Source organism: Acinetobacter bereziniae LMG 1003 = CIP 70.12, from assembly GCF_000368925.1.
Taxonomy (GTDB): domain Bacteria; phylum Pseudomonadota; class Gammaproteobacteria; order Pseudomonadales; family Moraxellaceae; genus Acinetobacter; species Acinetobacter bereziniae.
The window spans coordinates 506,331-529,518 of the sequence record NZ_KB849755.1 but is presented as its reverse complement, the minus strand read 5'-3'; the positions used below and the strand labels follow the sequence as shown (position 1 = coordinate 529,518).

General features: G+C 38.6%; 19 protein-coding genes. 12 read left to right on the top strand and 7 right to left on the bottom strand.

The window, feature by feature from the left end; all coding sequences use genetic code 11:
• Positions 1 to 34 precede the first annotated feature (34 nt).
• Both F938_RS04365 and F938_RS04360 read left to right on the top strand, forming a co-directional pair.
• Positions 35 to 487 carry a hypothetical protein gene (locus F938_RS04365; RefSeq protein ID WP_005029733.1) on the top strand — a complete coding sequence of 151 codons (453 nt, stop codon included), beginning with the start codon at positions 35 to 37 and terminating at the stop codon, positions 485 to 487.
• Between the two features lie 28 nt (positions 488 to 515).
• A complete protein-coding gene (locus F938_RS04360) occupies positions 516 to 1,049 on the top strand; it encodes a hypothetical protein (RefSeq protein ID WP_004831267.1) in 534 nt (177 codons plus the stop codon).
• A gap of 271 nt (positions 1,050 to 1,320) precedes the next feature.
• On the opposite strand, the gene F938_RS04355 is transcribed toward F938_RS04360, so the two are convergent.
• Together F938_RS04355 and F938_RS04350 are read right to left on the bottom strand one after the other, a co-directional pair.
• Positions 1,321 to 1,713 carry a hypothetical protein gene (locus F938_RS04355; RefSeq protein ID WP_005029731.1) on the bottom strand — a complete coding sequence of 131 codons (393 nt, stop codon included), beginning with the start codon at positions 1,711 to 1,713 and terminating at the stop codon, positions 1,321 to 1,323.
• Positions 1,706 to 3,046 carry an MFS transporter gene (locus F938_RS04350; protein WP_005029729.1) on the bottom strand — a complete coding sequence of 447 codons (1,341 nt, stop codon included), beginning with the start codon at positions 3,044 to 3,046 and terminating at the stop codon, positions 1,706 to 1,708. The genes F938_RS04355 and F938_RS04350 overlap by 8 nt, the downstream gene beginning before the upstream one ends.
• 100 nt (positions 3,047 to 3,146) lie before the next feature.
• Between F938_RS04350 and F938_RS04345 the strand changes: the two genes are divergently transcribed.
• A complete protein-coding gene (locus tag F938_RS04345; RefSeq protein ID WP_005029727.1) occupies positions 3,147 to 4,040 on the top strand; it encodes a LysR family transcriptional regulator in 894 nt (297 codons plus the stop codon).
• Between the two features lie 167 nt (positions 4,041 to 4,207).
• On the opposite strand, the gene F938_RS04340 is transcribed toward F938_RS04345, so the two are convergent.
• A complete protein-coding gene (locus F938_RS04340; RefSeq protein WP_005029725.1) occupies positions 4,208 to 5,437 on the bottom strand; it encodes an MFS transporter in 1,230 nt (409 codons plus the stop codon).
• A 147-nt stretch (positions 5,438 to 5,584) separates the two neighbouring features.
• Here F938_RS04340 and F938_RS04335 point away from each other — a divergent pair, with 147 nt between their 5' ends.
• From F938_RS04335 to F938_RS04315, 5 genes are all read left to right on the top strand, one after another.
• On the top strand, positions 5,585 to 6,370 hold the full coding sequence (locus tag F938_RS04335) for an AraC family transcriptional regulator (protein ID WP_005029722.1): 786 nt from the start codon (positions 5,585 to 5,587) through the stop codon (positions 6,368 to 6,370).
• Between the two features lie 297 nt (positions 6,371 to 6,667).
• Positions 6,668 to 7,852, top strand: a complete 1,185-nt coding sequence (locus F938_RS04330; RefSeq protein ID WP_005029721.1) for an efflux RND transporter periplasmic adaptor subunit — start codon at positions 6,668 to 6,670, stop codon at positions 7,850 to 7,852.
• Positions 7,852 to 11,022: an efflux RND transporter permease subunit gene (locus F938_RS04325; protein ID WP_005029719.1), complete on the top strand. Its 3,171-nt coding sequence runs from the start codon at positions 7,852 to 7,854 to the stop codon at positions 11,020 to 11,022. Before F938_RS04330 ends, F938_RS04325 begins: the two co-directional genes overlap by 1 nt.
• Positions 11,022 to 12,482: an efflux transporter outer membrane subunit gene (locus tag F938_RS04320; RefSeq protein ID WP_005029717.1), complete on the top strand. Its 1,461-nt coding sequence runs from the start codon at positions 11,022 to 11,024 to the stop codon at positions 12,480 to 12,482. Before F938_RS04325 ends, F938_RS04320 begins: the two co-directional genes overlap by 1 nt.
• Positions 12,483 to 12,643: 161 nt before the next feature.
• Positions 12,644 to 13,024 carry a hypothetical protein gene (locus tag F938_RS04315; protein WP_005029715.1) on the top strand — a complete coding sequence of 127 codons (381 nt, stop codon included), beginning with the start codon at positions 12,644 to 12,646 and terminating at the stop codon, positions 13,022 to 13,024.
• A gap of 113 nt (positions 13,025 to 13,137) precedes the next feature.
• Here F938_RS04315 and F938_RS04310 read toward each other — a convergent pair whose 3' ends face one another.
• Positions 13,138 to 14,373, bottom strand: a complete 1,236-nt coding sequence (locus F938_RS04310; RefSeq protein ID WP_005029711.1) for a pyridoxal phosphate-dependent aminotransferase — start codon at positions 14,371 to 14,373, stop codon at positions 13,138 to 13,140.
• 221 nt (positions 14,374 to 14,594) lie between these two features.
• On the opposite strand from F938_RS04310, the gene F938_RS04305 reads away from it, so the two are divergent.
• Positions 14,595 to 14,774: a hypothetical protein gene (locus F938_RS04305; RefSeq protein ID WP_004831256.1), complete on the top strand. Its 180-nt coding sequence runs from the start codon at positions 14,595 to 14,597 to the stop codon at positions 14,772 to 14,774.
• A 411-nt stretch (positions 14,775 to 15,185) separates the two neighbouring features.
• Here F938_RS04305 and F938_RS04300 read toward each other — a convergent pair whose 3' ends face one another.
• The 3 genes from F938_RS04300 to F938_RS04290 all read right to left on the bottom strand — a co-directional run bounded on the left by F938_RS04300 (position 15,186) and on the right by F938_RS04290 (position 19,142).
• Positions 15,186 to 16,643: a sensor domain-containing diguanylate cyclase gene (locus F938_RS04300; RefSeq protein ID WP_005029709.1), complete on the bottom strand. Its 1,458-nt coding sequence runs from the start codon at positions 16,641 to 16,643 to the stop codon at positions 15,186 to 15,188.
• Positions 16,644 to 16,816: 173 nt separating this feature from the next.
• A complete protein-coding gene (locus F938_RS04295) occupies positions 16,817 to 18,250 on the bottom strand; it encodes a GGDEF domain-containing protein (RefSeq protein ID WP_005029708.1) in 1,434 nt (477 codons plus the stop codon).
• Between the two features lie 112 nt (positions 18,251 to 18,362).
• Positions 18,363 to 19,142, bottom strand: coding sequence for an A1S_2505 family phage non-structural protein (locus F938_RS04290; protein WP_004831253.1), 780 nt, complete (start codon positions 19,140 to 19,142; stop codon positions 18,363 to 18,365).
• Between the two features lie 177 nt (positions 19,143 to 19,319).
• On the opposite strand from F938_RS04290, the gene uvrB reads away from it, so the two are divergent.
• The 3 genes from uvrB to rarD all read left to right on the top strand — a co-directional run bounded on the left by uvrB (position 19,320) and on the right by rarD (position 23,145).
• Complete coding sequence (gene uvrB / locus F938_RS04285; RefSeq protein ID WP_005029706.1) at positions 19,320 to 21,341, top strand: excinuclease ABC subunit UvrB; 2,022 nt, start codon at positions 19,320 to 19,322, stop codon at positions 21,339 to 21,341.
• 139 nt (positions 21,342 to 21,480) lie between these two features.
• Positions 21,481 to 22,071, top strand: a complete 591-nt coding sequence (locus F938_RS04280) for a lipocalin family protein (RefSeq protein ID WP_004831251.1) — start codon at positions 21,481 to 21,483, stop codon at positions 22,069 to 22,071.
• A gap of 144 nt (positions 22,072 to 22,215) precedes the next feature.
• Positions 22,216 to 23,145, top strand: a complete 930-nt coding sequence (gene rarD, locus F938_RS04275; protein WP_004831250.1) for an EamA family transporter RarD — start codon at positions 22,216 to 22,218, stop codon at positions 23,143 to 23,145.
• Positions 23,146 to 23,188 lie beyond the last annotated feature (43 nt).

Sequence of the window (23,188 nt, the reverse complement as noted above, 5' to 3'; positions counted from 1 at the left end):
GCTGAAAATAAATCACTTGTTCAAGGACAACAGGATGAAAATCAAAAAAATTTTACTGGCAGCTATTTTAAGCTTTCCGCTGATCGCACACGCAGAAGGTCTAAAGTTAAAGAATAGTACAGGTGAGTTTGATCAATACACAGGACAAATCACGGTCAGTGGCGAATATTCATATTATTTTGAAGATGAAGTTTTAGGGGATGTGGTTTGTTTTCATCCTTATGCACCTTCGGATAAATTGATTCCACGGACTTCGAACGATCAGCGTTCACGATGGTTCTGTTTTACCCAGTCTAGTCAAGCCATCAATGCGTTTAAAATTAATAAAAAGTCTAAACAAGGTTATGAGGGTTACACGGGGCATGCCACAGTGACTGTTGGTGATTATGCCGTATATAGGGGTGAGAGTGAGGGGTTTGATACTGCAAAACTGATCTCTGTCAAGAAAGCAGAAGCACCAAAACTTGTGAAAAAGTCAGGTTATTAAACAATACAATCTAGATAAAGGATCAATGATGAAAACGATTAAATTTTTAATTGCAGGCATGTTAACTATCCCACTATTTGCTGAGGCAAAAACCTTACAGCAATGGGAACAATGTGCGGATAAGGCTGGTCGCAGTGTCAATGTGCAGGAAGTTGGCAATATTGGTTATGAAGCTGAAATCAAAAGACAGTGTGGTACACGCCCAGTCGCCACTGTCGGTATGGCGAAACCAGATGGAAAACTACCTTATGATGTGATTCAGGCAGAACCTTGGAAAAAGAAGTTCCAACAATTAACAGGCAAAGAATACAGCAAAGTTAAAACATCGTTAGTGGTATCAAGTGCAATGAAACGTGAGGGTGATTGGCTAATTGGTAGCGGTTATGATCCTAAAGGGGCAGGCGCGAGTAAAGCTGTGATCGCCGTCAATACCAAAACAGGAAAAGTTATGGCGTTGATGAGCTCTTATGATGGTGTGCAATATTTTGGTTTTGATGAAAACACAAAAAATATACCTCGCAAATTACAACAATGGATCAGTGAAGAAGTGGCGGCAGGTTAATTCGCTATTCACCATAGATGGGTTTTAAGTGATTGATTTGAGCTGATGAGAACGATTCATGATTTTAGTGGAACAATTCTCAGAATAGTTCCACTAAAATCCTCAAAACAATTTTTAGATTGAGTCAATCTGTGGAATTTGGGTGAAGCAACAAAGCATTAAATTCGTTGTTTCACCTAAAATCTTTAACCTATACCATGAATGTTGCTGTAGAGCTCAGTTACTCAAATCTTAGATATAAGCCTATATCGAATTAAAGATACGATTAGATTTATTGAACAAGTGTTTCGTGTAGATATTGCCAATAGCATTTTCCAGATTCAACTCTGATACAAGCAGTTGAGATTCTTAATTGCATCTGATCTGAAGTCTGCTGATGCTCCTGATACTGAATCCAATAATAGTTTTCAGCTTCAAATAAGGGAATAGCATTTGAAATAGTAATTTTTAATGCGGATTTTTTACCGATATTTTCACGAAATAAAGAGCTGACTTCTGCCAAAGAAATACAATGCCCCTGAACTGTGATCATTTTAAAATTTTGATCAAAACTCGACAAAAGCTTTTTTAAGCTGTCTTGTGCATTGGGATTACTAAAAACGTCTTCAATCCAGATATGCAAGTCAATCACATTTTGGATCGCATCGCTCATTGTTTTAAACATGAGTTTTCTCCTTAAAAATTGAAATTAAAGACAGTGCGCATAATAGTGCTGCGATGAGAAAAGTATATTGGTAATGCATTAAGCTATTTGAGATGGGTAAAACACTAAAGATAGAAAGAAGAACGACAGTACCTATGCTAAAAGCCACTTGGCGATTGATGTTCCACAGCACACTTCCTTGTAATAAATCTTGACCAGTAAAATCTTGTAATGAAATGATTTGAGCGATATTGGCACTCAAACCTCCACCTAAGCCCATGAGTAGATAGGCAAAAATTAAGATACTTAAATCGCTTAAACTCGATACCCAAAATAGTAAAGATATACCGACACTATGTAGCAAAATCCCAATCACAAATAATGTATTTTTTCCAAGGCGATGGTAGAGAGTCCCACCACTGGTCATAGAAATAAATGCCCCAGAGGCATAGAGCAACATAAATAGACCTGTTTGTTTGGCATTAAAACCAAGATTAAATTGCAAATTAAAGATATTGAGTAAATTCACGCCAGTAAAAATGCCAGGTACTGCATAATAGACAATAAATGCTGTCCGTAAATTACAATTCTTTAATAATTGCAGATTGAGAATGGGGGCATGACAGTGCGCTGAATGCCGCAAATAAACAATAAGCATCAAGACTGAAATTGCGAAGCTTGTGATCGCAAAAAAAATATGATGTAGATCTGTATAGAATGAAAATGACAACAATAGACATAAAAGTCCGATATTGATGAGAATCACGCCTTTAAAATCAGGGTGTTGATCGGACTGACGTTGCTCATCTCTTATCCAGTACCAAGCTAGGCATGCGGTCAGTAATGAAAATGGGAGGTTTGAAAAAAATACCCAACGCCAAGAGAACGTATCTACAATGATTCCCCCTAGTGTTGGGGAAAACGCAGGAGCAATTAAAGCAATCGCCATAATCAGGGTTGAGATACGTTGCCGTTCATGATTAGGGAATAAGCCAAATACCAATGCCTGCCCAACAGGAATCAATAATCCACCTGAAACTCCTTGGATGAAACGCCAAAAAATTAAACTGTAAATGGAAGTACTCATCCCCATAAAGCAGATACTGATCGAAAATAAGAGCATTGAAAAGCAAAGGAGTTTTCGATATCCGATTAGACTTGAAAGCCACAAACTGACAGGCATGATCAAAACCAAACCAAGAATATAGGCATTGCTGATCCAAGCGGTTATAGATGGATTGACTGAAAAGAAAGCTGCAATACTGGGTAAAGCGATTGCTGACATAAAAATATTGATGCAATCAATAAAGAACCCAAGTAAAAATACTGTTGCTATTTTATAACGGTAAGACATAGCGACCTCCAAAATGAGGGAGCGTACGATGCTGACCTTTTATTGTCGATGCAGGCGAAGTAAAATCATTGTTTAATAATCTCAAACAATGAGTGATTTCATGCAGAAGAATCTCAAACAAATTACCAGTTTTTTACAGGTGGTAGATTCAGGATCATTTACCAAGGCTGCTGAGATTTTGGGATTAAGTCGTTCTATGGTCAGTATTGATATTAAACATTTAGAACAGCGATTAAATGTCAATTTGCTGATCCGCAATACCCGTAATATTGCTTTGACTGAAGTCGGTCAAAATTTCTACAATGATTTCAAACAGATTCAGTCTCAGGTTGATGCAGCTTTTGAGCGTAGTCAAAATTTTAGTAGCAACGTCACAGGGGTACTGCGATTTTCTTCAACCAATGAATTTGGACAACGCTTTGTTTTACCGTTGCTAGGTAAGTTTTGCCAACAATATCCTCAATTACAACTGCAATATACCTTTAACTCTTCTTTGGATGATTTGGTGACTAAAAAACTTGATTTGGTTATTCGATTGGGAAACTTAAAAGATTCATCATTGAAATCTCGAAAAATTGGTCAATACCCAATTTATTTAGTTGCTACAGCTGAATTTCTAGCACATCATCCAATCAATCAGATTGCAGACTTAGCCCATGTCCCTTGGATTGGACACAGTTTATTAAACTGGCAGGATACCCAATATGTTTTACAAAACCGTGGTGGTGAACAGTACGCTTTACCCTCTGTGAGGTACCAATACGAATCTAATTCAGCTGAAGCGATTCATCAAATGGCTTTGGCTTCTATGGGCGTTGCAATTTGCCCAGCGTGGTTGGTTGAAGATGATTTGCAACAAAAGCGATTGATTCGTTTATTGCCTGATTTTGATTTGCCTGTACAAAATATTCAATTGCTCTATTCAAATACCCGTTCTTTACCCGCCAAGACACGTATTTTTATCGATTTTTTAATTGAACATCTTGCAGCGTAACTATAAGAAATAGTGCATATTGTATGCTTTTAATATGTTAATCATTTATCCGATCACTTTTTTTCTATGGCATTCAATTTCAAGTGGTTTTTATTACTACTTCAACAGCATTAAATCAATAGATAAAAGATCAGCCAAGCATTTACTCGGCTGATTAATGAGATTATTTACTTTTGTTGTGTATTTGGCAGTAAGGCAGTCATAAATCCTAATAAAGGAAGAAATGAGCATAATTTATAGACCCAGACAATTCCATGTGTGTCTGCTAAATGACCCAGTCCCGCAGCACCTACACCACCAATTCCGAACATCAAACCAAACATTAAACCTGCAATCATGCCGACACGCCCTGGAACGGCTTCCTGTGCATATACCACCAAAGCTGAAAAAGCAGAGGACATCACCAAGCCAATAATTACGGTGAGTATCGCTGTTCCTGTTAAACCCACATAAGGAAGCATGAGCGCAAACGGGGCAACACCTAAAAATGAAACCCAGACCACAGCTTTTCTTCCGATTCGATCACCAACAGGACCTCCAACAAATGTTCCAAGTGCGACCGCACCGAGAAAAATAAACAAATACAGTTGAGAGGTTTGAATGGAAACATTAAAGCGTTCGATCAAATAAAAAGTAAAATAATTGGTAATGGCTGCAATATAAATAAATTTGGCAAACATCAAAACACAAATCACCGACATCGCTTGAATGACTTGGTGGCGGGTGAGTTTGGAGATTTTTTGTTGACTTGCAACACCTTGTACTGGTGCTTGTTGAAGCAACCATTTAGTCACACGTAACAACACAAAGATCGCTAAAGCAGCAACAACAACAAAAAGCCCAATGGCTCCTTGACCATTGGGGATGATCACGGCTGCTGCCACTAATGGACCTAATGCTGATCCTGTGTTGCCCCCCACTTGAAACATCGATTGTGCTGTACCAAAACGACCACCTGAAGCAGTACGAGCAATACGTGAGGCTTCAGGGTGAAATGTTGATGAACCAACACCAATCAGCGCTGCTGCGATCAATAAGCTTTGAAAGTTGCTGGCGATAGCAATTAAACCGATTCCGACTAAGGTGACTCCCATACCTGCTGGCAATAAATACGGTTTTGGATGTTTGTCAGTATATAAGCCAACCCAAGGTTGTAATAATGATGCAGTAATTTGATAAACCAAAGCAATCCAGCCGATTTGCGCAAAACTGAGCGAAAACTCTGCCTTTAACATCGGGTAGCTTGCTGTAACGACGGCTTGAATAGAATCATTCAATAAATGGGCAATCGCGATAGCACCGACAACGCGCAATACAAATTTTTGTGGGTAATCATCTGACGGAATTTTTTCTTGGGAAAATGGAGTTTCGACAACGGTATTGCTATGACTTGGCATGATTTCTCCAACAAGCTCTATATGCTTGCAGCACTCGGTAAAAGGCTTTGTTTCTGAGTGTTTTTATCCTAAACTGAAGCTTCACTGACCCACAATCATATTTGGGACATAAACTATCGAGTTCGGGTCATTTTTAAGAGAAAAATCATGCGAAATATTCGGGTGAGTGATGTTGAGGATACAGCGCGTATCGTTATGGCAACAGGGAATGATTACCCAGACGGCACAATATTACCCAGTCATAGCCATAAAAGAGGGCAATGTTTATATGCAATTACAGGGGTACTAACGGTCAATACAGATCTTGGAAGTTGGGTTGTTCCTCCCCGTCGTGCATTATGGATTCCCAATGGTATACAGCACGAAGTCCATATGCGTGGCATCACCAAAACTCGCAGTGCCTATATTGTTCCAGAAGTGGCTAAGAAAGCAGGGTTGTTAGAATACTGTGCGGTCATTAATGTTTCTCCCTTACTGCATGAACTTTTATCTGCGGCAATAGATATTCCTGTGGAATATGAACTGGATGGCAGAGATGATTATTTAATGCAATTAATGATTAAAGAAATTGCGATGATGCCTGAATTACCGCTCAATGCACCTTTGCCTCAAGAAGCAAGGTTGAGCGCATTATGTTTAGAGATTTTAAAAGCACCCAGTTTAGATAAAGATCTTGATCAAATTGCAAAACAAGTCGGGATGAGTCGACGCCATTTCACTCGAATCTTTAGACTACAAACAGGAATGAGTTTTAGCCATTGGCGACAACAGGCATGTTTATTGAATGCATTAATGCGTATGGAGTTGGGTCAACCCATTACCCATGTTGCAATGGAGTTAGGCTATAGCAGCAGTAGTGCTTTTACCGCCGCATTTAAACGCTCATTAGGTCTTGCTCCGAGCTTTTATTTACAGGGAAAAAATTCTGAGTAAATCAAAGCACGACAGCATATTCATATCGGTTAAGTTGAGACTGGATATCCATCAAAACTTAATTGATAAAAACACTATTTTGATATTTTTAAAGTTTTAATTTCGAATTAGAAAAAATAATAGATCTTAATTTTAAAATTTTGCAGCATTTTTTTCTTTATTATTTATCCTTATTCAATCATTAAATATAACTAAATAATCCTATTGACTTTCCAGTAATGGGAAGCTTTAACCTGACCGCTATCGCTACAACAATGTTTTGAATACATCGTAGCATCTCAGGAAATGGGGCATAATATGAAAGCTAAAATGATCGTAGTCTCTATTGCAGTCGCTGCTGTGATCTCAGGGGGGCTCATTTATAATGCACAAAACCAACAAAGTAAAACTCAAGCACAGGCAGCAACCGCAGCACCAGCACCTACAGTTCCAGTCGCAGAAGTGATTACACATGAACTTAGACCCACTGCTGAATACACGGGGTATTTGTCTGCTCCCCAAAGTGTTGAGTTGCGTTCTCGTATCGGTGGTGTAATTGAAAGGGTCAGTGTGCCAGAAGGAAGTTATGTCCAAAAAGGTCAGACACTTTTTAAAATTGATCCTGAACCTTTTCAATTGGCATTGGACATTGCTCAAGCACGATTAAAGGCGATTGATGTCCAATATAAACAAGCCATTGCAGACTTTAATCGTGCCAATCAATTGCTTGCCAGCGGCGCAGTTTCTAAAAAAATATACGATGACGCTCTAGCCACAAAAAACAATCGTCAGGCTCAAGTGCAAGAAGCACATACGGCTGTAGCTGAAGCAAAACTTAACTTGTCTTATACCAATATCAAAGCGCCCATATCAGGGCGTGTTGATCGCGTTTTAGTGACTGCTGGTAATTTAATCACGGGTGGCAATACCAGTAATACGACTTTGTTGACCAGCATTGTTTCCATAAACCCTTTGTACGTATATTTTGATTTGGATGAAGCCACCTTATTAAAGTTAAAAGAGCAGAACAAACAGGGATTGCTTAATTTACCCATCGCTATGGGATTAGCCAATACCGAAAATCATCCTTATCTCGGTCAGTTAAATTTTATCAGTAACCAAGTAGACCAGCGCACAGGAACAATTCGTGTCAGAGCTTCAGTAGAAAATAAACAAGGTGAATTAAGCTCTGGAATGTTTGCACGTATTCAGTTAACAACAGGTGCAAATTATCCAGCGATTTTAATAGATGATCAGGCAGTGGGTTCAGATCAGGATAAAAATTATGTCTTAATACTCGGTGCTGGAAATAAAGTTGAATATCGACCTGTCAAATTGGGTGCAATGTTTAATGGGCTTCGCATTATCGATCAAGGTTTGAAATCTGGTGAAAAAATCATTCTCAAAGGTTTGGTTGGACCTGGAATGCAAGTAAACCCCAATATCGTTCCTATGCAAGACAATACACAACAAGATAAAGTTGCGAATCAGGGAGAAAAATAATGAAAAATTTCCCTCACTTTTTTGTAGATAGACCAATATTTGCAATCGTCATTTCTGTATTGATGTTGATTGTCGGAACTTTGGCATTATTTAAACTTCCGCTCAGTGAATATCCTCCGGTTACGCCGCCTACAGTCCAAGTTTCAACGAGTTTTCCAGGTGCAAATCCACAAGTGATTGCAGAAACTGTTTCTTCACCATTGGAACAGGAAATTAATGGTGTTGAGAACATGCTGTATATGAATTCTCAAACCGCTACAGATGGTCGAATGGTGCTGACCGTAACATTCAAGCAAGGAACTGATCCCAATCTGGCAGAAATTCAGGTACAAAATAGGGTATCAAGAGCCTTACCTCGACTACCTCCTGAAGTGCAACGAATTGGAGTAATCACGCAAAAGGTTTCTCCTGATATCTTGATGGTGGTCCATCTTCAATCGAAAAATAAATATCATGACTACCTCTATGTTTCAAATTACGCAAATTTAAATGTACGCGATGAGCTTTCACGTTTGCCTGGCGTGGGAAGTGTCGTGGCTTGGGGGGGAGAATATGCAATGCGGGTTTGGATTGACCCTAAAAAAATTGCATATCGTGGTTTAACAGCAAATGATGTGGTCAAAACGATTCGGGAACAAAACGTTCAGGTGGCAGCCGGTTCTGTCGGGCAGCAACCGCATGCTTCAGCAGCATTTCAGCTTACCGTGAATACCTTGGGGCGTTTGACAACACCTGAGCAGTTTGGCGAGATTATCCTAAAAACAGGTGAGAATGGTCAGGTTACTTATCTAAAAGATGTCGCACGCATTGAAATGGGTGCAGATGCATATTCTTTACGAAGCCTATTAGATGGCAAACCTGCGGTGGCTTTACAGATCTTTCAAAGCCCAGGGGCAAACGCCTTGGATGTATCCACTGCGGTTCACCGCAGTATGGAAAAAATGCAAAAGAATTTTCCACAAGGCATGGAATATAAAATTGCCTATGATCCAACAATTTTTGTCCGTGCGTCTCTAAAATCTGTAATCATCACGCTTTTAGAAGCGATTGCCTTAGTTGTAATCGTGGTCATCGTGTTCCTACAAACATGGCGTGCTTCAATCATTCCATTGGTAGCAGTCCCTGTCTCACTGGTAGGTACTTTCGCATTAATGCATTATTTTGGCTTTACATTGAACACACTCACCCTATTTGGTTTGGTGTTGTCCATCGGTATTGTGGTCGATGATGCGATTGTGGTTGTGGAAAATGTAGAACGGCATATTGTCGGGGGCGAAGCACCTAAAGAAGCTGCCCGTAAGGCAATGACTGAAGTCACGGGACCGATTTTGGCAATTACTGCAGTTTTATCAGCAGTGTTTATTCCTTCTGCATTTTTAACAGGCTTACAAGGTGAGTTTTATCGACAATTTGCCTTAACTATTGCAATTTCAACCATTTTATCTGCCATTAACTCGTTGACGCTTTCCCCAGCGTTGGCAGGAATACTGCTCAAACCTCATGGTGATACGACAAAACGCGATCGTTTATCACGATTGATTGAGTTTTTATTTGGATGGTTCTTTAAACGATTTAACCGTTCCTTTGATAAAGCTTCAGATGGCTATGTTTGGTCTGTACGCAAGGGCGTGCGTATGAGTGCTGTTATTCTGTTTCTTTATGCAGGATTTTTAGCGCTAACTTGGCTAGGTTTTAATAAGGTTCCAAACGGTTTTGTCCCTGCGCAAGATAAATATTACTTGGTCGGGATTGCACAGCTTCCAACAGGGGCGTCACTTGATCGAACTGAAGCTGTGGTGAAAAAAATGACCCAAATTGCTTTAGATGAACCTGGTGTTGAAAGTGTTGTTGCATTCCCAGGACTATCGGTGAATGGACCTGTCAATATTCCCAATTCAGCACTCATGTTTGCCATGTTAGACCCGTTTGAACAACGACAAGATCCTTCTTTGTCTGCCAATGCCATTGCAGGCAAATTAATGGGGAAATTTAGCCAAATTCCTGATGGATTTGTCGGTATATTCCCACCACCACCTGTACCGGGTTTAGGTTCTACAGGCGGATTTAAGTTACAAATTGAAGATCGATCAGGACATGGTTTTAATGCATTGGCTCAGGTTCAAGCACAAATTATGGCAAAAGCTGCTCAAGCACCTGAATTGGTAGGCATGTTGGCAAGTTTCCAAGCAAATGCTCCACAACTTGAAGTCGATATTGATCGAGTCAAAGCCAAGTCACAAGGCGTGGCTTTAAATGAAATCTTTGAAACTTTACAAGTCAATATGGGATCGATCTATGTCAATGATTTCAATCGCTTTGGGCGCACTTATAAAGTGGTTGTACAGGCAGATGCACCATTCCGTATGCAATCTCAAGATCTTGAACAGCTTAAAGTCAGAAATAGCACTGGTGAGATGATTCCGCTTTCAGCATTTGTCAATATTACCCGAAGTTCAGGACCAGACCGTGTGATGCACTATAACAGTTTTCGCTCTGCAGACATTAGTGGTAGTCCTGCGCCAGGTTATTCTTCAGGTCAGGCAGCAGATGCAATTGAAAAAATTGTTAAGGAAACACTTCCGCAAGGCATGACATATGAGTGGACAGATTTGACCTATCAAGAAAAAATGGCAGGCAATACGGCACTCTTCATTTTCCCTCTAACCGTGATTTTAGCCTTTTTGATCTTGGCGGCTCAGTACAATAGTTGGTCTATGCCGTTTGCAGTGCTTCTAATTGCACCTATGGCGCTATTGTCTGCAATAGTTGGTGTGTGGTTGTCTGGCAGTGACAATAATATTTTTACGCAAATTGGCTTCGTTGTGTTGGTAGGATTGGCTGCAAAAAATGCGATCTTGATTGTTGAGTTTGCCCGAACCAAAGAAGAGGAGGGATTAGATCCACTCGACGCTGTTTTGGAAGCGGCACGCTTACGATTACGTCCTATTTTAATGACCTCGATTGCCTTTATCGCGGGCGTTATCCCACTTGTTTTAGCCACAGGTGCAGGTGCGGAAATGCGTCATGCAATGGGAATCGCCGTATTTTCTGGAATGCTTGGGGTTACTATATTCGGTTTATTATTTACCCCAGTGTTTTATGTCGTCATTCGGAAATTTATTTTAGCGCGTGAACAAAAGGCACGTTTAGCGAATGAGGAGAAATTGTAATGAGCAAGTTTCATATACAACAGCAATATTTACGTTATCGATTTATACCTCATCAGCAGTTGGTTGTTACTTTTTTAATCGTGCTGATTTCTGGTTGTTCTTTTGCTCCTAAATATGAACGTCCAAATGTGGATATTGCGTTGCAATATCCACAAGGAGATGCGTATCCAAAAACATATACACATCCGAAGAATGCTGAGAATGTTCTAGATATCGGCTGGCGGGCTTTTTTTAAGGATCCATTACTACAGCAACTGATTGAACATGCATTGGCGAACAATCATGATCTGAAGATAGCTGCGCTAAATGTTGCTGCACTTGAAGCACAATATCGTATTCGACGTGCAGACTTGTTTCCACATTTAAGCACCAATGCTGATGCAACAGTTCAAAAGCTTCCGTCAGATATTGCCTATAATCGTCGTATATATCAATTGGGGTTAAGTTCAGTGGCATGGGAACTTGATCTGTGGGGACGATTAAGAAATTTAAATGAACAGGCATTACAAAATTATCTAGCCTCAGACGAAACACGAACTGCGGTACACATGAGTTTAGTTTCGGCAGTTGCACGTGCATATATGACCTTACAGGCAAACCATGAACAGTTGAGTTTGACACGTGCAACAGTTCAGGCACAGCAACAATCCTATGAGCTGACTAAGGCTTTGGTTAAAAATGGTCAAGCCACACAATTTGATTTAAGTTTGGCTGAAATGTCCTTACGTGCGGCACAATTTGACCAGTCAAAAATGGTGAGATTGGTTGCACAAGATCGCAATGCTTTAATTTTATTGATGGGCACGCCTTTGTCTCAATCAATAGCGTTAGAACTTGACCAAGCTAAAGATTTATCAGACCGCAAATTGCTTTCGCAAATCTCCGCAGGCTTACCTTCTGATTTATTGATGAGACGTCCAGATATTAGAGCGGCTGAACATATGCTTTTAGGTGCCAATGCCAATATTGGCGTGGCACGTGCTGCATTTTTCCCTTCTATTCAGTTAACTGGTTCAGTCGGTATTGCGAGTTCAAGTTTAAGTGATCTGTTTGATTCAGGAACAGGTATGTGGAATTTTATTCCTAAGATTAGCTTACCTATTTTTCATGCTGGTGCGAATAGAGCTAATTTAAATCATGCTCAAGTGTTAAAAAGAATCGAAATAGTGAATTATAACAAAGCTATTCAAACTGCATTTCGCGAAGTCTCGGATCACCTCGCAGGGCAAGCCACACTGGATGAGCAAATTAAAACACAGCAGCAAAGTGTGAATGCCAGTGAGAAAGCATATCAATTGGCAAAGCTGAGATTTAAAGCAGGTCAAGATAATTACTTTGTCGTTTTAGATTTAGAGCGTACCTTATATGCTGCCCAACAGCAGTTAATCCAAACGCGTTTGGAACAATTGAACAATGAAATCCAGCTATATAAAGCGCTTGGCGGGGGATGGATCAGATAGTAAGGAAAAGTAACGCTGCATACTTCAGCAATTTGACTCAACATCATGATTATTCAAGAAGTATGCAGCCCGCTTTGTATGTCGCAATTGTAATTTTCATGACCATTCTTTGTATAACTTCAATCTTTAGAATGAAAATTGAATTATCACAGGAGAATTACATGAAAACTTTGATCAAATTTGTTTTTATTGGTCTATGTGGTGTTGCAAGTTCTAGTTTTGCATCACAACATCATGAGCAAAACATGAAAATTGATCACTTTGGTACAGGTAATGATGGTGATAATAGCTCAGGTCTTTTGCTGAAACAGCCGATGAAACTCGTTCCGGCATCAAAGCAACAAAGAACCAAAGAACCGCGTATTGAACATTATGGTACAGGTAACGATGGTGACAATACTTCAGGTTTATTATTGGTTGACCATGAAAAAGTTTATGCTTTATCAAATACCTATACACCACAACCTGATCAAAGACGAATTGAGCATTACGGTACAGGTAACGATGGTGATAATACGACAGGACTACTGCTTCAGGAATAATCTTTATTCGCGTTGATGGATCAACAAGGTATTACAGCAGATAGAGCAATAGACAAAAAAATGGGTGTATCAATACACCCATTTTTACATCAAATCACAGTGATAATAGTAGACTATTGCGCTGCTTTTTCAGCTTCGATAGAAGCAATTGCAGCATCAATACCTTCAATTGAATCAGCAGCTTTTTTGATACGTGCAAGCGCATCTACTAGAACTTCATCAGCAGTTGCGTATGAAATACGCATATACCCGCCTAAACCAAAAGCATCGCCAGGTACAACAGCAACACCAGTTTCTTCAAGTAACCATGCAGAGAATTCAGTGCAAGACTTTAGACCCTTAGCACGAATCAAAGGACGAATGTTTGCATAAGCATAGAATGCGCCGTCAGCAGGTAAACAAGTGATGCCGTGAATGTCGTTTAGACCTTGAACAACAAGATCATGACGACGTTTGAATGCTTCAATCATTGGCTCAAGAACATCTTGAGGACCATTCAATGCAGCCTCAGCAGCTACTTGTGAAATCGATGTTGGGTTAGATGTTGATTGTGATTGAATCTTTTTCATCGCACCGATTAATTTTGCTGGACCAGCAGCATAACCAATACGCCATCCAGTCATTGCATAAGCTTTAGATACACCATTCAACACGATGACACGGTCATAAAGATCAGGTGCAACTGTTGCAATATTATAGAACTCATCATCCCAACGGATTGGTTCATACATATCGTCTGATGCTACAAAAACTTCAGGGTATTTGCGTAAAACTTCAGCCAAGGCTTCAAGTTCAGCTTTAGTATAGATCATCCCAGTAGGGTTTGAAGGGCTGTTTAAAACCACCAAACGTGTTTTATCAGTAATCGCTGCTTCTAATTGAGCAGGGGTGATCTTGAAGCGCTGTTCTTCACCACACTTCACGATAACAGGAACACCCTCTGCAATAATCACCATGTCAGGATAGCTAACCCAATATGGTGCAGGGATAATCACTTCATCACCTTTATTTAACAAAGCCAGCGCCAAGTTAAAGAAAGACTGTTTACCACCACACGAAACCAAAATTTGGTTTGCTGCATAATCAAGATTATTATCACGTTTTAATTTAGCAATAATCGCTTTTTTAAGGCCAGGGGTACCATCAACAGCGGTGTATTTGGTAAAACCGTTGTTAATTGCTGTAATAGCAGCATCTTTGATGTGTTGTGGGGTGTCAAAATCTGGTTCGCCTGCGCCCAATCCGATTACATTTTTACCAGCAGCCTTTAATTCAGCAGCTTTATTGGTAACAGCAAGCGTTGGAGACGGTTTGATGGCATTTACACGATCAGAGAGACGTACGTCCACGGCATTATTCCTTCTTATAGGGATTAAAAAATAAAAAGCACATTATCATAGCCTAAATTTTAAGGTTTGGTCGTTTAATATTTATGCAAATTGACCAAATATTCACGAAAAACAAAAAATTAATGTATCAATAGAATACAAATAAATAAGCGCAATGGAGATCACTCGCATCAAGGGCAAAATTTACGTACAATATAGCCAGTTAAAATTGAGTGAATCACATGAGCACCCAAAATACTCCCAAAAAAAAGCCATTGGTGAATTTACCTTTTCCAATGCCATCAGCTATTGAAAATGTAGATGATGTTGCCCACAATCAAGTGCGCCCAAAACCTGAGCAATATGCAGACCGTACATGGATGCCTCCACGTGGTACACGTCGTTCGATGGGTAAACGTTAAAGTTTGAATAGAAAAGGTAGGTGCATAAAGCACCTATTTTTATGTCTTATTTTTAGGGTCTGTGGACATTTCATAAATGGCTTGCGTTGTAGGTTAAAATTGAGCAGGCAAGGCATGAAATGAAGAGAATAGCGAGACTATTTTTAAGTTTCATAACGTAGCCTGAGATAATTTTAGCCACAACCCTGAGCAAGAACAAAGCACTGCTTTGTTTGCAGCGCAAGGCGTAGCGGGGACTAGCGTGTTTTTTGTCGCTTCGTCGTTACGAACTACTCATTTAGAATGACTAAATTTCGTATTTCGCGCCTAAAATCGCCTAAAAAACACACCTAGTCGCAAACATAGACGAATTGTCCACAGACCCTAGATATATCAAGCTGGTGTTGAGGGTTTCGGCTAAGCTTTCCCGTTTTATATTAAGTTTTGTTCATTGAGCATTTCAGTGACGTATTCATAATAATTTTTCTTTTTTTGATACATCAATAAATCCGCTCGCTTCAACATATTATCAATACTTTCATTTTCATTGGTTGTGGCATAACCAATTGCAATGCTGATCGGCTGTGAAGAGTAGTACTGATTATCAATATTCAGTAATTCCTCTATGGTCATAATCATAGATTCAACCATTTGCTCATTGGCTGCAGGCATAAGCAGCACAAATTCATCTCCGCCAATTCGGGACGCGGTATAACTGGTATTGGCAATCGTACGACTGAGAATATTGCCCATTCGGCGTAACAAACCATCCCCAATATCATGACCGAATTGATCATTAATGGCTTTTAACCCATTCATATCGATGAAAACTGCAGAGGTCGGACGCAATATATTGCGTTCTAAACGATTAATTTCTTCTGTATAGAATGAACGGTTAAATAATTTGGTCAATACATCATGTTTACCTAGGTATTCCAAATAACTTTCTGCTTTTTTACGCGCCGTAATATCGGTGAGTGCGACTTGAACTAAACTCCAGTCTTCCTCATAACCAGGGAAAACAGTAAATTGCAACAATACATTCCGTACCGAGCCATCTAAAGCGTAATTGATCGCTTCACGTTGATGGTGAATTTTACCATTCCACAATTCAATCAACTGCTCTCGGAATGTTTGGTAAATTTCTTTGGCAAAGACTTTGTTTAAGTTTTTAAATAAGGTTTCTTTATCTGGAGCCTTAAATAAGTCCAGTGTTGCTTGATTGACATCCAGTAAAATAATATCTTCAATACATTGGTTCACAAAGTCTGTATGTACATCCAAAAAGGTTCTAAAATCATCAATACCGATTTGGCGTAACTGATCTAAACGCATTTTGACCCGACTAAAATCCTCTACCCATAATGAAGCAGGTGAATAGATAAAGCGAGATTCTGCAAGTTGTCGATTTTTTTCTTCTAGACGACGGGCATTTTGATAGTCTGTAATATCTTCTGTGGTAATAAGAACTTGATTTAAACTCTCTTCTGAACCAGGCATCACCGCGCCACGTAGTTTGATGTCCAGCTTTTTTCCTGAAATCGTGTAATTTACAGTGGTGCTGGAAAACTCTGTCTGACCTTCCCAAAGTGCAACCAACTCTTTGATATGTGAATCAAACATTTCTTTTTGGAAAATAACATTTAAATTTTGACAGAGATGTTTTTGATTTTTTGCTTCAAAAAGCTGTAAAGTTTTTTGATTCACTTTAACAATTTTAATTTTATGTGCGCATTGAGTCACTTGTTCTGGATGTGCTTCTAAAAAGCTTTGAAGATTTGTAATCCCTTGATCTTTCCACTGATTAAATTGTTCTTTTATTGCACTATAATCTTCTAACCACATAGGTGTGGGGGATATATCAAAAATAGAAGAATCGGAAAATGCCATTACAAGATTCTCGTTTGCTATAAAAGTCATTTAATTGTTTTGGAATATATCCTAAAATTTAAGGATGTAAAATAATAAGCAAAAATAAAATGTAAATTATTTATTATCTCTAAAAAATAGTGATAACTGACTCACTTTGTCCATTTACTGACAATTAGTGTAAAAGTGTATTTTTAATATTTAAAATCATGCTGACGACTGACCTGATTTAAATAAAAATATTGTTTATCCTTATACATCATTTGATCGGCTTTTTTTAATAAATCCGCGATATCACCTTGCTGATTTATACTTGCATAACCAAATGCAACACGAATTGGATGGTGTGGAAACGCTAATTGATCAGCCAATAATTTTTGTTGAATTATGGTTATGAGATTATCTATATCACGTTGATTTGCTTCAGGCATTAAAATTACAAACTCATCTCCGCCTATACGAGATACTGAATAATTGGTTTTTAAGGTCGATGTTTTTAAAAGTTCTGCAAATCTTTGGATTAATAAGTCTCCAATATGATGACCTTGAACATCATTGATTTTTTTTAATCCATTAATATCCAAATAAATACAGGAAAGTGAATGAAATGCAGCGGATTGTAAACGTTGGATTTCTTCACTAAAAAATGTGCGGTTATATAATTGGGTCAATTGATCATGTTGATTGGCGTAGTGTAAATAATCTTCTAATTTTTTTCGTTCAGTTAAATCTGTAAATGCAATTTGCACGGTATCCCAATTATGTTGTGAGTCAGGGAAAATGACGAAGTGTTCTTGAACATGAATTAAATCACCATGCACCGACTGATATTCACATTCTCGTTTAATTTGATGCTGTCCATTCCATAAATATAATAGTTGTTGAGAAAAATTTTGAAGAAGATGATCTTTAAAAATACGATGTAGATGCAGACAAAACTGTTGTTTATTGTAGGCACAAAAAAGGTCAAGCAAAGCTTGATTGACACCTACAGTTTGGATGTTTTTAAAACAAAAAAATAAAAAATCAGGATTTTTTTCGATATAGCTTTTTAAATCTGTAAGGTGATTGGCTTTGAGTTGATCAAATATTGTTTTGATCTTGCTATAGTCTTTTACCCAAAGTGCGGTTGGAGAATGTAAAAATAAAGATTCAGCAAAACGTCGCGCATTTTGTGATTGCGAAATATCCTCAGTGGTCAATAGCACTCGATCCCAACAATCCTTGTCATCGGACAAAATGTTGGCTCTCAACTGGACATCGATTCTTTTACCTTGACAAGTATAGTTGATGACTGGAATAGAGCAATTTTTTTGTTTGTTCCACAATGCTGAAAAAAATTCAATATGCATCATCTCAGTGTCTTGACTATGCATTTCTGGAAATTTTTCTATAATTTCTTCTAAATTATGGGCTTCATACAAATTGAGTGTACTTTGATTGACATTAATGGTTTTAATTGCAGCTAGACAGGGGACTAAACGTTGAGGATCTTCGATTAAATAGTGCTGTATATCAGATATACCTTCAGCAGCCCAGGCATCAAAAATCTTTTTGATGCCACTAAAATCCTGTAGCCACATCGCAATGGGAGACAAATTAAAAATCGTTAAATCGATTTGCTCCATTCTTATTCCATTTTATTATTTATAAATTTAGCTTAAATATAATACGGTAAAATGGCAATACCTAAATATATTGTGATGTGAAGAAAAAGTGATCCTATGCACTATACTTGACTTACTTCTTGGCATGATGTTCTGCTTTAGGCGCTGCAATCACGCGTTGACCTGTCCATACATCAATAAAATCTGTTTCATTTAAATGATAAAGCTCTAACAATGCCAAAATCGCACCACCAATAATCATTGAACCTTCAGAGTTCGGTTGGAATTCAATTATTTTGCCATGCAGATTGTGAAGAATGTCTTGTATTTCAAAAATCCGATCACGTCCATTACTGTCATTTGGGTACATGGGCGTGTTTAAAATAATCGTGGCTAGGCTTTTTTCTGCATCTGTTAAATCTAAATTTTGTATTGCTTGCTCAGGATCAGCACTAAAAATGACCTGATCTGTAATAAAACTATGCAACAATTTTTGCGTCAGCTTGGGTAATGTCTTTTCAACGAAAGGGCGGAATGAGACTGGAAAAATCACATTACGCGCGATTCCCTTAAACATGGGCGCGATTTCTTCAACTTTATAACCTGCAACACCACATCCCACAGACGTAATGAAATACTTCATTTTTGGATGATTCTTAGCATATATTTTAAAATCATCAATATAATGTTGAATTTGTGAAAGCGGCATTTGTTGTAAATGTTCATTCATGGTTGGAATTGCAAAACTCTGACCTGCCCAACCACGTCCCACACCTTTGGTTGCCCCGAAAAATAAATGCGCTGTTTTTGCAGCACCACCTTGATGTGTTCCTGCCAAATTACTTCCGAAAACAAATACAGTGTCTTCAGGTAAAGTTTTGATAATGCTTTCATCATGGTAGTGATATGTCATGTTTTTCAATCCTTTAATCGGCTTAATTCCATGTTGCTATCGAAATAAAAAAGGGTCAAGGTATTTGTTGAATATTGTGTAAAAAACCCCATTAAGTTTAAGGTAAATCTTTTGCTCAAGTCGGTTTCTGTTAAACTGCACGAGCTTCTTTCTTCTTGGTTAAAAGAGTGAATTATTGTGAATGATCATCAACCTTTTGAACTTGTTACAAACTACCAGCCTGCTGGTGATCAACCGCAGGCGATCGAAAAATTAGTTGCAGGGATAAATCAAGGTTTTCATGATCAGCTTTTATTGGGTGTGACTGGTTCTGGTAAAACGTATACCATGGCAAATGTGATTGCTCAAACGCAAAGACCAACCATTATCATGGCGCACAATAAGACCCTTGCAGCCCAGCTTTACGGTGAATTTAAAGCATTTTTCCCCAATAATGCTGTCGAATATTTCGTCAGTTATTATGATTATTATCAACCCGAAGCTTATGTGCCTTCTTCTGACACATTTATTGAAAAAGATTCAGCGATTAATGATCATATTGATCAAATGCGTCTTTCAGCAACACGTGCACTATTAGAGCGACGGGATGCCATTATTGTGGCTTCAGTTTCAGCCATCTATGGTTTGGGTGATCCAAATGCTTATATGAGTATGTTGTTGCATATTGTACAAGGAGACAGAATCAGTCGTGATGACATTATTCGCCGTCTTGTCGAAATGCAATATACACGCAATGAGCTGGAGTTTTTACGAGGTACTTACCGTATTCGTGGCGAAATTATTGATATTTTCCCTGCCGAATCGGACCAACATGCCATCCGTGTTGAACTGTTTGACGATGAAGTCGATTCGATTCGTTGGTTTGATCCAATTACCGGGAAACTGGTACGTAAAGCCCCTCGTGTGACGATTTATCCAAAAAGCCACTATGTCACTCCAAAAGATAATCTTGAACGTGCTATTGGAACGATACGAGATGAACTTGCAGAACGTTTGGTTTTCTTTAAAGAGCATGAAAAGTTGTTAGAAGCGCAACGGATCGAACAACGTACGCGTTATGACTTGGAAATGATGCAACAACTCGGCTATACCAATGGGATTGAAAATTATTCAAGACATTTGTCTGGTCGTCCGGCAGGTGAAGCACCACCAACATTGTTTGATTATATTCCAGATGATGCCTTACTGATTATTGATGAGTCACATGTGACAGTTCCTCAAATTGGTGCGATGTACAAAGGTGACCGTTCTCGAAAAGAAAACTTGGTTAATTATGGTTTTCGCTTACCAAGCGCCTTGGATAATCGCCCAATGAAGTTTGAGGAGTGGGAGCGTATTGTTCCGACGACCATTTATGTCAGCGCAACACCTGCAAAATATGAACTGGAAAAATCAGTCCAAGTTGCCGAGCAGGTGGTTCGTCCAACAGGTTTAGTCGATCCAGAAATTGAGATACGTCCAGTTTTAACCCAAGTCGATGATGTACTCTCCGAAATCAATATTCGTAAAGAGCTGAATGAGCGAGTGTTGGTGACAACACTGACCAAACGTATGGCTGAAGATTTGACCTCATATTTAAAAGAATATGGCGTAAAAGTAGCGTATTTGCATTCTGATATTGATACGGTTGAGCGAGTGAAAATTATCCATGAATTACGTACAGGTATACATGAAGTGATCGTGGGGATCAACTTGCTACGTGAAGGTTTGGACATGCCAGAAGTTTCTTTGGTGGCGATTTTAGATGCGGATAAGGAAGGTTTTTTACGTTCTGAACGTTCACTGATTCAAACCATTGGGCGTGCAGCAAGGCATGTCAAAGGTAAAGCGATCTTGTATGCAGATCGTGTGACGGACTCTATGCAGAAAGCCATAGATGAAACTGAACGTCGTAGAGCTAAACAAATTCAATTTAATGAAGAACATGGCATTATTCCACGCAGTGCAGTTCGTCAAGCAATCAAAGAAATCGATACCGGCGAGGTGCTCACTGACGATCAAATTGATGATGCGATTGTTGAGCAACAACATGCTTTAACTGCGGACGAACGTCATATTTTGTCTGACCCTAAACTGTTCACTAAACACATCACTAAACTTGAGAAAGAGATGTTAAAAGCATCAAAAGAGTTGCAATTTGAACAAGCAGCACGCTTACGAGACGAAATTGTGCGTTTAAAAGCGCGAATGTTAAAGTGATTTCGTTTGAGACGTGATTGCTGTATTTGACTTAGATTGTTGCTTTAATATGGACATAGGATACATAAAGCTACAATCTAAGTTTACATTTCTGATTATTTTATAATAAATAGTAAAAATCCACGATTGAGGGTATAAAGTGCAATTATTCAAAATATTACCCAAATCCTATACGCTAAAAAACATGATCATTGGGTTCAGCATTATTTCTGCTACTCTTTTTTATCCTAAAGTGTATGCGGATTATTCGACATTGGCAGCTGTTCCAAAATTAGAGCTAGGTCAGTATCTCGGGTTATGGTATGAAATTGCACGTAAACCTATGTATTTTCAAAAAGCCTGTAAGTCTGATGTCACTGCACGTTATACCGTCAATGAGTTTGGCAATGTTGCAGTAGATAATCGTTGTATTGATCAAAATGGCGAAGAATTGCGTGCGTTGGGTGAAGCTTTTATCAGTAATGAACCCTTTAACTCTAAGTTTAAAGTCAGTTTTATTCCTGAGGCAATTCGCTGGATGCCCGTGGGAAGAGGGGATTATTGGGTGCTTAAAATAGACCCAGAATATCAAATGGCTTTGGTCGGAGAGCCTAAACGTAAATATTTATGGTTATTGTCACGTGATCCACATCCTGATGAAACCAAAGTAACTGAATTTCTACGATATGCACAAACGGTTGGTTTTAATTTAAAAGATATTATTCGAACCAAGCAGAACGTTTCACAATAATTCCATAAGCTGGCAATTTGTCTGTTGATATTTGATTATTTCAAATGTTCATTTGAGAAAATATTGTAATATTCAAAATAATTTTGAAAGAAAAAAAGTTTATACTATTGAAAGATTTATTTGAGAATTTTCGAGAGGCGATAGATGTTTAAGGGCGTAGCATTGTCTATATTGGCATCTGTCACCTTTGGAGTATTGTATTTTTATACCAAATTATTAGGCGATTTAGATAGCCAACAAACATTTGGTTGGCGAATCATTGCAACCTTACCTTTTCTAACTTTATTTATGTTTTTCAGTGGTGATTTTGCCCACGTCAAAAGTATTTATCAGCGTATGATGAAGCAACCTGCGTTATTGATCTTACTGCTGATCACTTCTGCGCTGACTTGTTTCCAACTTTGGTTGTTTCTATGGGGACCGATGAATGGACGAGGATTACAAGTTTCATTGGGATACTTTCTTTTGCCTCTGGTCTTGGTTCTCGCGGGTAGTATTTTTTATAAAGAAAAGTTATCAAAATTTCAAATGGTTGCCGTGGCATTTGCTGTGTTAGGGGTAGGTCATGAATTGTGGCGTTTGGGCAGTATTGCATGGGAAACCATCAGTGTTGCTTTGGGTTATTCACTGTATTTTCTGATCCGAAAAGCAATCAAAACGGATAATCTTGGTGGGTTTTGGTGGGACATCCTGATTTGCATACCTGTTGCCATCTATTTTACTCAAATGGGAGTGAATGCTTATGGGCAGTTTATTGAAATGCCCAGTTTATTTTTGGTGGTTGCTGGGCTAGGTGCATTAAGTGCTATTGGTCTAGGGAGTTATATTTTAGCCAGTCGTTATTTGCCTATGGTGCTGTTTGGTTTACTGAGTTATTTAGAACCCGTTTTATTGGCATTGGCTTCATTGGCTTTAGGAGAGTCTATTTCCGCAGATGAATGGTTGACTTATATCCCGATTTGGTGCGCTGTAGGTGTTTTGGTTTTAGAAGGTAGTTGGCATATTTATCAACAAGGAAAGAAACGAAAAAATTTGGAATTGAATATTAAAAAATTTGATAAAAGAAAGAAGTAACAGGTATTCTTTAAATATAAAAACGATAATCCTTGAACTTAAA